This is a genomic window from Streptomyces sp. NPDC054841 (genome assembly GCF_053611045.1).
The window spans coordinates 1-13,411 of the sequence record NZ_JBSGZO010000232.1; the positions used below are offsets into that span (position 1 = coordinate 1).

At 71.9% G+C, this 13,411-nt stretch carries 9 protein-coding genes; 7 read left to right on the forward strand and 2 right to left on the reverse strand.

Going from position 1 to position 13,411, the window contains the following annotated elements:
* Positions 1–15: 15 nt before the first annotated feature.
* Positions 16–897, reverse strand: coding sequence for an RNA polymerase sigma factor SigJ (gene sigJ, locus ACWGI8_RS26545; protein ID WP_453664578.1), 882 nt, complete (start codon positions 895–897; stop codon positions 16–18).
* 186 nt (positions 898–1,083) lie between these two features.
* Between sigJ and ACWGI8_RS26550 the strand changes: the two genes are divergently transcribed.
* The 5 genes from ACWGI8_RS26550 to ACWGI8_RS26570 all read left to right on the forward strand — a co-directional run bounded on the left by ACWGI8_RS26550 (position 1,084) and on the right by ACWGI8_RS26570 (position 9,843).
* The gene (locus ACWGI8_RS26550) at positions 1,084–1,914 is read left to right on the forward strand and encodes an alpha/beta fold hydrolase (RefSeq protein WP_453664579.1); all 831 of its coding nucleotides are present in this window, start codon (positions 1,084–1,086) and stop codon (positions 1,912–1,914) included.
* Between the two features lie 415 nt (positions 1,915–2,329).
* Complete coding sequence (locus ACWGI8_RS26555; RefSeq protein WP_453664581.1) at positions 2,330–3,892, forward strand: alkaline phosphatase D family protein; 1,563 nt, start codon at positions 2,330–2,332, stop codon at positions 3,890–3,892.
* 281 nt (positions 3,893–4,173) lie between these two features.
* Positions 4,174–5,550 carry an SWIM zinc finger family protein gene (locus tag ACWGI8_RS26560; protein ID WP_453664582.1) on the forward strand — a complete coding sequence of 459 codons (1,377 nt, stop codon included), beginning with the start codon at positions 4,174–4,176 and terminating at the stop codon, positions 5,548–5,550.
* Complete coding sequence (locus tag ACWGI8_RS26565; RefSeq protein ID WP_453664584.1) at positions 5,547–8,318, forward strand: DUF6493 family protein; 2,772 nt, start codon at positions 5,547–5,549, stop codon at positions 8,316–8,318. The genes ACWGI8_RS26560 and ACWGI8_RS26565 overlap by 4 nt, the downstream gene beginning before the upstream one ends.
* 76 nt (positions 8,319–8,394) lie before the next feature.
* Positions 8,395–9,843, forward strand: coding sequence for a GNAT family N-acetyltransferase (locus ACWGI8_RS26570; protein WP_453664586.1), 1,449 nt, complete (start codon positions 8,395–8,397; stop codon positions 9,841–9,843).
* On the opposite strand, the gene ACWGI8_RS26575 is transcribed toward ACWGI8_RS26570, so the two are convergent.
* Positions 9,749–10,984 carry a trans-sulfuration enzyme family protein gene (locus tag ACWGI8_RS26575; protein ID WP_453664588.1) on the reverse strand — a complete coding sequence of 412 codons (1,236 nt, stop codon included), beginning with the start codon at positions 10,982–10,984 and terminating at the stop codon, positions 9,749–9,751. The genes ACWGI8_RS26570 and ACWGI8_RS26575 overlap by 95 nt on opposite strands.
* 61 nt (positions 10,985–11,045) lie before the next feature.
* On the opposite strand from ACWGI8_RS26575, the gene ACWGI8_RS26580 reads away from it, so the two are divergent.
* Complete coding sequence (locus tag ACWGI8_RS26580) at positions 11,046–11,555, forward strand: Lrp/AsnC family transcriptional regulator (RefSeq protein WP_453664589.1); 510 nt, start codon at positions 11,046–11,048, stop codon at positions 11,553–11,555.
* A gap of 58 nt (positions 11,556–11,613) precedes the next feature.
* Entirely contained in the window at positions 11,614–13,308 is a 1,695-nt protein-coding gene (locus tag ACWGI8_RS26585; protein ID WP_453664591.1) for a DUF885 domain-containing protein, read from the forward strand.
* The last annotated feature ends 103 nt before the right edge of the window (positions 13,309–13,411 follow it).

Consider the following 13,411-nt stretch of genomic DNA (forward strand, 5'->3'; position numbering starts at 1 on the left):
CCCACCGGACAGGCCCTACGCCTCCAGGCCGCCGAGCTTGTCGGGATTCCGTACGAGGTAGATGCACTGGATCCTGCCGTCCCTGACCTCGACCTGAAGGACGGTGTCGGGGTGTCCGCCCGAGAGCACCAGCAGCCCGGGCGCCCCGTTGAGCTCCATGAGCCGGTACTCGGGGCCGGGCAGGGGCTCCTTGGCCACGGCGTGCAGGAAGCGGCCCACCTTGTCCGCGGTCTCGATGACCCGCAGCGGCGCCTTCGACTTGCCTCCGCTGTCGCTGACCAGCCGGACATCGGGGGCGAGCAGGTCGAGGAGCGCGTCGAGGTCACCGCCCGACGCCGCGGCGAGGAACCGCTCCGTCAGGTCTCGGCGTTCGGCCGGATCGACGTCGTATCGCGGCTTGCGCTCCTCGACATGGCGGCGGGCCCGCCCGGCGAGCTGCCGCACGGCCGCCTCGCTGCGGTCCAGGGTCGTCGCGATGTCGCCGTACGGGAATCCGAAGGCCTCCCGCAGCACGAACACCGCGCGCTCCAGCGGCGAGAGCGACTCGAGGACGACCAGGACGGCGAGCGACACGGACTCCATGAGCACGGCGCGCTCGGCGGTGTCGGGCGCGGTGCGGTCGAAGTCGGTCGCGATGGGCTCGGGCAGCCAGGGCCCCACGTACGCCTCGCGGCGCGACTGCACGTGCCTCAGCCGGTCGATCGCGAGCCTGGTGGTGATGCGTACGAGATAGCCGCGGGGCTCGCGGACGTCGCCGCGGTCCTCGGCGGACCAGCGCAGCCAGGCTTCCTGGACCACGTCCTCGGCATCGGCGATCCGGCCGAGCATGCGGTAGGCCACCCCCGTCAGCACGGAGCGGTGGGCTTCGAAGACGTCGGTCGCGGTATCGGTGGCCACCTCCCCATCCCAGCCGAAGGGGCCGGTGATGTCCAGGCAGTTCCTGTGCGTCGCTCAGCACACGCACCGGTGGACCGGGCGCGTGTTGATGCGCGCCGCGCGCTCATCGACGTTCCCCCTTGAATCGGGGGCTACTGAGCGGTAATTGTTGCTGACAAGGTGTCTACAGGGTCAGGGAGCGGCAGCATGGCCTCGAAGGTCTCGTTCACGATCGATTCCGCCGGCGGAGTCCGCACGCTGTCCGTGGTGTACGAACGCCTCGGCACCGGCGAACCGCTGCTGCTGCTCCACGGCATCGGACACCACTGGCAGGCCTGGGAACCGGTCCTTCCCGCCCTCGCCGCCGAGCGCGAGGTCATCGCCGTCGATCTGCCCGGTTTCGGCATGTCACCCGCACTGCCCGACGGGGTGTCCTACGACCTCTCGACCGTGGTCCCGGTGCTTGGCGCGTTCTGTGCGGCGCTCGGCATCGACCGGCCGCATGTCGCGGGCAACTCGCTCGGCGGGCTGCTCGCCCTCGAACTGGGCCGCGAGAAGCTCGTACGCTCGGTCACCGCCCTCTCCCCCGCCGGGTTCTGGACGGAGAACGAGCGCCGCTACGCGTTCGGGACGCTGCTCGCGATGCGCCGGGGCGCCCGGATGATGCCCGTGCCGATGATCGACCGGCTGTCCCGTACGGCCGCCGGGCGCGCGGCGCTGACCAGCACCATCTACGCCCGCCCCGGGCGCCGTTCACCCGAGGCGGTCGTGGCGGAGACGCTCGCCCTGCGGGAAGCCACCGGCTTCCGTCGGACCCTGGACGCGGGTCGCGACGTGCTGTTCACCGAGGATGTACCCGGTCTCCCGGTCACCGTGGCGTGGGGCACCCGCGACCGGCTGCTCCTGCGCCGCCAGGGCGTCCGCGCCAAGCACGCCATCCCCGGCGCCCGGCTGGTGCGGCTTCCCGGCTGCGGCCATGTACCCATGAACGACGACCCCGCGCTCGTCGCGCGGGTGATCCTCGACGGCAGCCGCTGAATCCTTGCGACTGCGGGACCGCGCTGCGTCCGCGGCCGAAGCCGTACACGGCTCCTCGGAGTTGGACCGGCCGCGGACCTTGGCCCTGTCCGGGCGGTCTTGTCGGGCCCGCGACGCTCCCCCAGGGCTTCGCCCGGGTGGGGGTGCCCCCGGCGGATCCAGGGGGAGTACCCCCGGCTACGGCACTCCCCCAGCTACCGCGGCGAGATGCCCCCACCGCCTTGCGATGCGTCCCCTCGGCCCTCCGGGCCCGGGGAGACCCCATGCATCCGACGCGCGGCCCGTTCCTCGAAGATCGCCCGGACAGGACATGGCGCGGCCGGTTGTTCACGTGGGGTTCGTGTGTCCGCCTCCGCCGGGCGCTAGGCATGGGCACGGCAAGCCCTCGCCCAATTTCCTCTCAGGAGGCGTACCGATGTCGTACAACCGCCGTACCGTCCTGCGCGGTTCCCTCGCCGCGTCGGCGGCGCTCACGCTCGGGGCCGCCGCCCCGGCCCAGGCTCTGCGCGGCAGGCCGGGCGCTGCCTTTGGCGTTCAGACGGGCGACGTCACGTCGTCGTCAGGCCTGGTGTGGGTACGGTCCGACCGGCCCGCCCGGATGATCGTGGAGACCTCGGCGACCGAGTCGTTCCGCCGGGCGCACAGCTGGCACGGCCCGCTCCTGGGCTCCGGAACCGATTTCACCGGGACGACCGCGCTGCGCGGTCTGCCGCCGGGCGAGCAGATCCACTACCGGGTGACGCTCGCGGACCCCGACGACCCGCGCCGCACCGGCGAGCCGGTGTACGGGACGTTCCGCACGGCCCCCGCGCGGCGCCGGTCGTCCGGGGTGCGTTTCCTGTGGTCGGGCGACATCGCCGGGCAGGGCTGGGGCATCAACCCGGACATCGGCGGGTTCCGCGCGTACGAGGAGATGCGGCGCCTCGACCCGGACTTCTTCCTGTGCAGCGGGGACACGGTGTACGCGGACGGGCCGATCGCCCCGAGCGTGACGCTGCCCGACGGGCGGGTGTGGCGCAACATCACGACCGAGGAGAAGTCCAAGGTCGCGGAGACCCTCGCCGAGTACCGCGGCAACTTCCGCTACAACCTCCTGGACGAGAACGTCCGCCGGTTCAACGCACAGGTGCCGACAGTGGTGCAGTGGGACGACCACGAGGTGCGCAACAACTGGTACCCCGGCCAGATCCTCGACGACGCGCGCTACACCGAGAAGAACGTGGACGTGCTGGCCGCCCGCGCGATGCAGGCGTTCGGTGAGTACTTCCCGGTCTCCACGCTGCCGGCTCACGGGCGTGAGGGACGGATGCACCGGGTGGTGCGGTACGGACCGCTGCTCGACGTGTTCGTGCTCGACATGCGCTCCTACCGGAACGCCAACTCCCCCGGGCGGCAGGCGGACGACACGACCGGGATTCTCGGTGCGGAGCAGCTGACCTGGCTCAAGCGCGAGCTGTCGCGGTCGCGTGCGGTGTGGAAGGTGCTCGCGGCGGACATGCCGCTGGGGCTCGTCGTGGCGGACGGTTCCACGAACTTCGAGGCGGTCGCACAGGGAGACCCTGGTGTACCGCTCGGGCGCGAGCTGCAGATCGCCGAGCTGCTGCGGTTCATCAAGCACCGCCGGATCACGGGCACGCTGTGGCTGACGGCGGACGTGCACTACACCTCGGCACAGCACTACGCCCCGGAGCGGGCCGCGTTCAAGGACTTCGCTCCCTTCTGGGAGTTCGTGTCCGGCCCGCTGGCGGCAGGGGGGTTCCCGGCGAACGCGCTGGACGGGACGTTCGGGCCCGACCGGGTCTTCGTGCGGGCGCCGGAGCGGGCCAATGTGTCGCCGATGGAGTCGCCGCAGCACTTCGGCGAGGTCGACATCGACGGCGGCAGCGGTGAGCTGACGGTCCGCCTGCGGGCGGAGGGCGGAGAGGTTCTCTTCAGCAAGGTGCTGCAGCCCGGACGGGTGGGGCAGGACCGCGGATGAATCGCCGACCGCCCGGTCCGGTGCCGATGCCGGTCCGGTGCCGGCCGTGAACGGCACGTGATGTGATGCGCCGTCGTCCGGGCGTGCTGCGGGCGATCGCGGGCACCTGACAACGCATCGGGGCAGCCCGGGCAGGTCTGTGCATGACCGCCCGGGCCGGCCCGTGAATGGTTGCCCGGGCGGCCCGTGGAGGTTGCCCGGGCAGGCCCATGGATGGCTGCCCGAGCAGGCCTGTGGATGGCCGAGGGGCGTTGTCAGTGGTCGGCCCTACGGTTCCAGCCATGACGCGATCCGTACAGGCACTGGCCTATTCCCGCTCGTCCGCCCTGGAGTCCGCAGGGGGCGGACGCCTGCTCGGGTTGGAGACCGCCGGTGGGCTGACGCCCACGGGAGCCGAGCCCCATCCCCGCTTCTTCTCCGGCTTTCTGACGTCGCCCCAGGCTGCGGCCCGTGGGCTGCTGGCGGTCGCGGATGTGGCGTCCACCCGTTACTACCAGCGGGAGTTGCGCGCCTCGCTCGACCCGGTGGTCACGGGCAACGGAGACCGGCTGCGATGTGAGTCGTTCTCCGGATGCTGTGGGGTGTACGCACGCCTCGACGTGCTCCAGGAAGGCCTGGACGGTGCCGAGACCGGGCACGGCACGACGAACGTCGATGTCAACAACCCGCTGCGGGAGGCACTTTCACGGCTCGCCGGGGACGATCCGCTGCATCTGCGGGTCGGGCCCGACGAGCTCGCCGTGACCACGCTGGACGGGCCCGTGGTGGAGAAGAAGGTTCCGCTGCCGGACCGCTGGCTCCGCGGGTTCGCGGAGGCGCAGGTGGTCTCCGCCGGCTTCGACCTGCGGGCCGAGCTGAGCGCCGACGAGGCCGTGCGCTTCCTCCGCTCGCTGCCTCGTTCCTCGGGCAGCGCGTCACGGGGCGCGATGTGGGTCGTCCCGGCGGGCCGGACACTACGGCCGACGACGCGGCCGGGGCCCGGGGCCGTCTGCCTGCCCGGGCCGGAACGGTTGACGGCGTTGCAGCGGGTGCTGCGTCAGGCGACGGGCCTGCGGGTGTACGGGCCGCCGGTGGCCGACGGTGCGGCCACGTCGAGTGCGTGGGAGGTGACGCTGCCCGGTATGAGGCTCACGCTCACCCTGTCGCCGGACGCGGCCAGAGGGTTCTCGGGCGAGGGCGGCGTGCTGGAAGCCCTGGCGACCGACGAGGCCGCGGAGGACGCGGAGCTGATATCGGTCCTGCTGGCCTGGGAGCCCCGGATCGACCCGGCGGACCTCGCCGAGCAGTCGGGGCTCACCGTGGCGCGCGTGCGTGCCGCCCTCGTCCGGCTCGGCACCGCGGGCCGGGTGGGGTACGACCTCGCGGACGCGGCGTACTTCCACCGGGAGCTGCCGTACGACGCGGACCGCGCCGAGCGGCACAATCCGCGACTGGTCGCGGCCCGGGCCCTGGTCTCGGCGGGCGCGGTACGCATCGCGGGCGCGACGGCGACCGTGGCCTCGGGTGACCGGCGCTACCAGGTGCGGGACTCGGACGGCGTGCTCAGCTGCACGTGCACGTGGTGGGCCGACTACCGGGGCAGCCGCGGCCCGTGCAAACACGCCCTGGCCGTACGCATGACCAAGCGCGGCGCGCAGACTGCGGGAGGTGCGCGATGAAGGACCTCCTGGAAGCCGTCCGGGCGGGCAGGAAGCAGGACGTGCCGGGACTGGTGAAGTCGATGACGACGGCAGAACGCCGGGCTGCGGCCGTCGAGTTGAAAGCGCTGCGCCGAGAGGTGCGTGGGTGGAACGGGGACTTGGACCGCTGGCGGCAGCGTGACGCCGCCCAGTACGCCCTGCTCGTCGCGGGCGCCGGATGCCACACGGGGGCGGCGGCCGCTGCCGCGTGGCTGGGTGCGCGGGAGCTTCGCAACTGGAGGCCGCTGCCGACCGCTGTTCTGCTCGAAATCCTCGCCGACCGGGATCCCGCATGGCTCGGGGATCTGGCTCACCGGCTCGCGGACCGGGCGTCCACCGCGGGAGAGGACTATCCGCTGATCTCGGAGCTGGTCCGGATCGCGCAGTGTCCCGTGCCGACGACGGACGCTTTCGTGCACGGCTGGGCGGAGTCCCTGATATCGGCCCGGCCTTCGCACGCCTCACGGGCCACGCTCCCCCTGGCGTTGCGCAACGATCCGCATGTGCGGGTGCTGGTGCCCCGCCTGTTCGAGACGGTGGAGCCGGCTCCGGTTCTCTCCTGGTACGAAGACCCGGAGGCACCGAACCACTGGCCGTCGGCGCTCGCACGGCTGTCGGAGGAAGGAGTGCTGGAGCGCTCCGTGCTCGTCGACGGGTGCGTGGCGCGGCTGCTGCGTGGAGGCAGGCCGGGGCAGTTGCGGTTCTTCCTGATCCTGCTGAAGCGCCTCGCGCTGACCCCGCAGGAGGAACTGGACCGTACGGCCGACTGGATCGCCATGGCCGCGGACGGGCCGTCGCCGCTGGCCGCTCACGCCCAGGAAGTCCTCGCCCGGCCGGCCGAGTCCGGTGAACTGCCGGTCGGGCAGCTCGCGGAGATGTCCGGCGCGGTGCTGTTCCGCACCGAGAAGAAGCTGGTCCGGGCTCAGCTGGTGCTGCTCGGCAAGGTGCTGCGGCGCGAGCCGTCGGCAGCGGGTGAGCTGCTGCCGGTGGTGGCCGAGGCGTTCGGGCACGAGGACACCGGGGTCCAGGAGCGTGCGCTCAAGCTGGTGGCCCGTCATCTGTCGAGCAGCGGGCGGAAGCGGGCGGAGGACGTGGACGACAGTCTGCGCAAGGAACTGGCCGACTGTGCGGACCGGTTGAGCCCGGTGCACCGGACGCTCGCCGCCGAAGTGTTCGGCCAAGAGCTCCTGAGTGCCGAGACCGTGCCGTACTACGAGGAGACCCTGCCACCGGCACCGGTCCCCCGGCTGATGGCTCCCGCACCTGACACCGTCGCCGAGACCGTCGAGCTCGTGGCGGCGCTGCTCAAGTCGCGCTCCATGTCCGTGCCGGAGTTCGAGCGGGCGCTCGACGGCCTCGTGCGGCATTCCTACCGGGACAGGGAAGCCTTGGCCGAGGCGCTGCGCCCCGCGCTCTCCGGCAGCTGGTGGCTGGAGGACGCATCGGACAGGGACGCATCGGACAGGAAGGCATCGCCACTGCCCTCGGCAGAGCAGCTGCACGGAATGGAGGTCGTCGCGGCCGCCGTGCTGGAGCGGGTGTCACTGTCGAGCCTGCGCGACGGGAGGGTACGAGGCGGCTCCACCGCGGACTGCGCCCACCTCGCTCTGGATGCCGTGGTCAACGACCGGCTGTGGGAGGCCGCCCACCGGATCAGGACCCGGCCGTTGCCGTTCCTCCTCGCCACGCCGACCGAGGAGAGCGGGACGCTGGAGGCGGGCGAGCTCGTGGAGCGGCTGCGGTCGTATCAGCGGCTGTGCGCGGACCCGGCGTCCGGCGACTTCGCCCAGGCACTGCTGCGCGTGCGCCGGGACGGAAGCGGCGGGGACGGCGCCGCGGTTGCCGCGGCAGCGCTGGGCACCCGGGAAGGGGAGCGGCTCGCCGCCTGGCTCCGGGCGGACGGCGACGCGGCTCCACTGCTGCGCCGCGTCCATGAGCCCGGACCGCCGTCCCAGCACCACTGGTGGGACCGCGCACGGGATGCCGTACGGCACATCGTGCTGGAGACCCGGGAGCGGCTGGTTCTCCAGCACGAGTTCCCGCAGCCGTTCCAGAGGCTGGGGCGCCCTCACTCCGGACAGGGCCGCTGCTATCACTGGTCGGCGCTGGAATCCCAGTGGCTTTCGGTCATGCCCGAGGACCGCGACACGCTGGCCGCCTGGCTGCTGCCCGAGGTGACGGCCTGCGCCACCTCCGAAGCGCGCGGCAGCGCCCTGGTGTTGCCGCGGCTGGCCGAGTCGGGCGGCCCTGCCGGTGAGGCCCTGCACCTGGCGGTGGCCTGCGGGCTCGGGGCGCGGCATGCCGAGGACCGGCTCTCGGCGGTGGACGCGTTGCTCGTGCTCGCGGCACGGGGCCAATTGGATGGTGAACGGCTGGGACGTGACGTTGCCGAGCTCGTCTCGCTTGGTACGGTCAAGCCCAACCGGCTGGCGGACGCGGTCCGTACGGCCGCCGCGACCGGTGCGTACGCGACAACGTGGTCGGTGCTGGGCGCGGCGCTTCCCGGTCTGCTGGAGGCAGGTCATCCACCGCGTGGCACCGGGGAGATACTGTCCGTGGCCGCCGACTGCCTGGAGCGGTGCGGGGCAGCCGCGGAGCCGGACGGAGTTCCGGAGCCCCGTGGGCTCGCCGAGCTGGCCGCGCGAGGCGGCTCCTCACAGCTGGTCACCCAGGCCAACCGGCTGCTGACCGCGTTGCGTCACAGCCATGATCAGTCCAGGACACAAATTGCAGAAAACAGCCGATAACCTGCTAGATCTGCGCTTAACCAGTCAGTCACAAAGCGTTCGTGATCACGCAACACCCTTCGGTCACAGTGATGGCATGACTGAAGTGACTTCCGTGAAGAAGGCCCGCCGTCAACACCACTGGCGGCGGGATCTGATCGAGCTGGCCGCCCTGTTCACCGCCGTCGCCGTCGCGGACGCCGTGGCGAACACGATCGCCCACGGTCCCGACGGCCCCTATCTGCTCGTCGTCTCCGCCGTCGCACTCATCGCCACGGCCGCGTTCCACACATGGTGGGCACGGCGCCACAGCCATGCGCCCCCGGCCGCCGATACCGGCGGTCCCGGAGCAGCCCGCTCCGGGACCGGCCGCACGTCGGGAACCTCCGACCGGTCCGCCGCGGACGAGCCCGGCGCGCGCGAGAGCGCGGCACTGTGGCGGATGCGTACGACCGTGCGGGACGAGCCCGGCACTCTCGCGGCGCTGTGCACGGCACTCGCCCGCCACCACGTGGACATCCTCACGCTCCAGACCCACCCCCTCGCGGACGGGACGGTCGACGAGTTCCTGCTGCGGGCCCCCGCCACGCTGCAGGCGCAGCAGATCACCCGGGAGGTGGCTGCCGCGGGCGGCAGCAGTACCTGGATCGAGCGCGCCGACGCGCATGACCTGGTGGACACCCCGACGCGCCTGCTCGGCCTCGCCACCCGCACCGCTCTGGACGCGGCCGAACTTCCCCTCGCACTGCGCCAGTTGCTCGGCCGCTGCACGATCCATTCCCTGCCCGCCGAAACCCTCACGGGCCGGCCGACCGGTGGGCACGCGCCCGTCGAAGGCGTGCTGGACGAGACGGTGATACGGCTGCGCGATCCGAACGGCGGAACGATCACGGTCGAGCGGCCCTATCTGCCATTCACGCCGACCGAGTTCGCCCGGGCACGCGCCCTCGTCGAGCTGGACGCCCGCCTCGGCCCGCGCATTCCGCGCAGCCAGGATGTGCTGACGCTCCCGGAGGGCAATGAGATCACCGTGCGCCGCGCCGACCCGAGCGACCTCGCCGCCGCCCGGGCGATGCACGACCGGTGCTCCGCACGCACCCTGGGCCTGCGGTACCACGGCCCGGTGGGTGACGCGGACCGCTATCTGAACCATCTGCTCAGCCCGCGGTTCGGCCGCACGCTCGCCGTTCAGACGGCCTCCGGCCGGATCGTCGCCCTCGGTCACCTGCTCTGGGACGGCGACGAGACCGAGGTGGCGCTCCTCATCGAGGACGAATGGCAGCGCCGTGGCATCGGCTCCGAGCTGCTGGGCCGGCTGGTCGCGATGGCCGTCGAGGCGGGATGCGAGAGCGTGTACGCCGTGACGCAGGCGTCCAACACGGGCATGGTCGCGGCCATGCGCGGGCTCGGCCTCCCGCTCGACTACCAGATAGAGGAAGGGACGCTCGTGATCACCGCCCGGCTGGACGCGACTCCCGTGCGCTCCCGGCTTCCGTACGAGCTGCCGCAGGCACTCCCCCACGAGCGGGGGCGCGGCGAGCACTGAGTGCTTCGCACAGATCGGCCCACAGGTCCTCGACGTCCTCCAGCCCGACCGACATCCGCAGCAGCCTGTCGCCGACGCCCGCGGCGCGCCGGTCTCCTTCGGCCACGATCCGGTGGCTGATGGAGGCCGGGTGCTGGATGAGCGTGTCGACGCTGCCGAGGCTCACCGCAGGCGTGATCAGCCGGACACGGCCGATCACGTCGCGCGGGTCCCCGTACACCTCGAAGGAGACCATCGCGCCGCCCACCGCCGGGTAGTGGACCTCGGCGACACGGGGGTCGGCGGCGAGGCGCCGGGCCAGCTCGGCGGCGGTCGCCGACGCGGCCCGTACCCGTACCGGGAGCGTGGACAGACCACGCAGCAGGAGATAGCCGGCCATGGGGTGCAGCACTCCGCCGGTGGCGAAGCGCACCTGCCGCAGCGCGGCGGCGAACTCCTCGTCACAGGCCACGACGCCGCCCATCACGTCACCGTGCCCGCCCAGGTACTTGGTCGCGCTGTGCAGCACGATCCGCGCGCCCTGCCCCGCGGGCCGCTGCAGGACGGGCGTGGCGAAGGTGTTGTCGACGAGGAGCGGCACGGAACCGCAGGAGTGGGCGAGCGCCCTGATGTCGGTCTCGGACAGCGTCGGGTTGGCGGGGGTCTCGACCATGACCAGCCCGGTGTCCGGCCGGATCGCGGCCGCCACTCCCGCCGGGTCGGTCCAGGTCACCTCGGTGCCGAGCAGCCCACCCTCCAGGAGATGGTCGCTGCATCCGTACAGCGGCCGGACCGCCACCACGTGGCGCAGCCCCATCGAGGCCCTGACCAGCAGCACCGCGGTGAGGGCCGCCATGCCGCTGGCGAAGGCCACGGCGCTCGCGGTCCCCTCGAGCCGGGCCAGCGCCGTCTCGAAACGGGCCGTCGTGGGGTTGTCGAGCCGGGCGTAGACAGGCGGGCCCTCCAGCCGGCCGCCGGTCGCGGCGAAGGCGTCGATGCGCGCGGCCTCCGCCTCGACGTCGTGCGACGGGTAGGTGGTCGACAGGTCGATCGGTACGGCATGCAGGCCGAGCTCCACGAGATCCTCGCGGCCGGCGTGCACGGCTTCGGTGGCAAGCGCCCTGGTTGTGGGCATGGGGGCGATCGAGGCGGAGTAGTCCATGGCCCGGCACTCTGAACAATTACCGGCGAGTAGTGAGATTGCGCCGTGTTACGTTCGGGCCATGGCCGAATCTGTCGCGCTTGACCCGGTGGATTTGCACATACTGCGCGTTCTGCAGAACGACGCCCGGACGACCTACCGGGAGGTTGCCGCGGAGGTGGGTGTCGCTCCGTCGACGTGTCTGGACCGAGTGGCCCGAATGCGCCGCAGCGGCGTGATCCTCGGCCATCAGCTCCGACTGGATCCAGCCAAACTCGGCAGGGGTCTTGAAGCGCTGCTTTCGGTCCAGGTACGCCCGCACCGCAGGGAGCTGATCGGTCCCTTCGTGGAGCGGGTGCGGGCACTGCCCGAGTCACGTGCGCTGTTCCATCTGACGGGCCCCGACGACTATCTGGTGCATGTGGCCGTGGCTGACACGGCGGATCTGCAGCGGCTGGTGCTCGACGAGTTCACCTCGCGGCGCGAAGTCGCCCGTGTGGAGACCCGGCTGATCTTCCAGCACTGGGACTGCGGTCCGTTGCTGCCGCCGCTTCAGGAGCCCGCCGGGCATGCTCATTTGTCAGCCGACTGACGCCATCTGAGATCGTTCGGTGGTGACGGCGGCACCTCGGTCGTATCAGGATGAGCACATGCCAGAGACACCGAGCAGCGCGCTGCCCCGCCAGGTCGCCGACGCCTACGTCGACGCACTCATCGACCTCGATCCGATCACCGGTACCTACTTGGGAGTCCCGGCGAGCGCGACCCGCCTCCCCGACTTCTCCCCGGCCGGCCAGGAGGCCGTGGCCGATCTCGCCCGTGCGACGCTCGTACAGCTCGACAAGGCAGAGAAGCAGCCCGGCGCCGGGTCGGACGCGGAGCGGCGCTGCGGGCGCCTGCTGCGCGAGCGGCTCACGGCCGAACTGGCCGTGCACGAGGCCGAGGAGGGGCTGCGCACCGTCAGCAATCTGCGCTCCCCCGCCCACGCCCTGCGCAATGTGTTCACCGTGATGCCGACCGGGTCGAAGGAGGACTGGGCGGCGGTCGCGGAGCGGCTGCGTGCGGTCCCGGCCGCTCTGGAGGGCTACCGTGCGTCGCTGGCGCTGGGTCTTGAACGCAAGCTGGCCGCCGGTCCACGGGCCACGGCGTCGTTCATCACCCAGCTCGGCGAGTGGTCGGGCGCGACGGCCGCGGACGGACGCGCCTGGTTCGAGGAGTTCGTCACGGCAGGGCCGGACGAACTGCGCGCCGAACTCGACAGTGCCGCACACGTCGCCACGGAGTCCCTCGTCGCACTCCGCGACTGGATGAGCGAGGTCTACGCGCCGGCGGTGCAGGGCGCCCCCGACACGGTGGGCCGCGAGCGGTACGCCCGCTGGGTGCGCTACTTCAACGGTACGCAGCTCGACCTCGACGAGGCGTATGCCTATGGCTGGGCCGAGTACCACCGGCTGCTCGGTGAGATGAAGGCCGAAGCGGACAAGATCCTTCCCGGGGCCGGGCCCTGGGAGGCGCTGGCCCACCTCGACGAGCACGGCACCCACATCGAGGGAGTCGAAGAAGTCCGTGTGTGGCTGCAGAAGTTGATGGACGAGGCGATCGAGGCGCTCGACGGGACCCACTTCGAACTCGCCGAGCGGGTCCGCGTGGTCGAGTCCCGCATCGCCCCTCCCGGCGGCGCCGCCGCCCCGTACTACACCGGCCCTTCCGAGGACTTCTCGCGGCCCGGCCGGACCTGGCTGCCGACCATGGGCGAGACCCGCTTCCCGGTGTACGACCTGGTCTCCACCTGGTACCACGAGGGTGTGCCGGGCCACCATCTGCAGATCGCGCAGTGGGCGCACGTCGCCGACCAGCTCTCCCGCTACCAGGCGACCATCGGCGGAGTCAGCGCCAACGCGGAGGGCTGGGCGCTGTACGCGGAGCGGCTCATGGACGAACTGGGCTTCCTGCCCGACCCGGAGCGCCGGCTCGGCTATCTGGACGCGCAGATGATGCGGGCCTGCCGGGTCATCGTCGACATCGGCATGCACCTGGAGCTGGAGATTCCGGCCGACTCCCCGTTCCACCCCGGGGAGCGGTGGACCCCGGATCTGGCGGAGGAGTTCTTCGGCCGGCACAGCGGACGGCCCGCGGACTTCGTCGAGAGCGAGCTGACCCGCTATCTGTCCATGCCCGCCCAGGCCATCGGCTACAAGCTGGGCGAGCGGGCCTGGCTGCTGGGCCGCGAGAACGCGCGGGCGGCGCACGGTGACGCCTTCGACGCGAAGGCCTGGCACATGGCGGCGCTGTCCCAGGGGCCGCTGGGTCTCGACGATCTCGTGGACGAGCTGTCCAAGCTCTGAGGTGCGTCCTCGTTCCGCGGCGTGTCCTCAGGCACGCCGCGGTTCCGGCTCTCGCACGCGCGGCGGGCGCTCAGCTCGTGCGGCCGGGACATGAGCAGCGCTG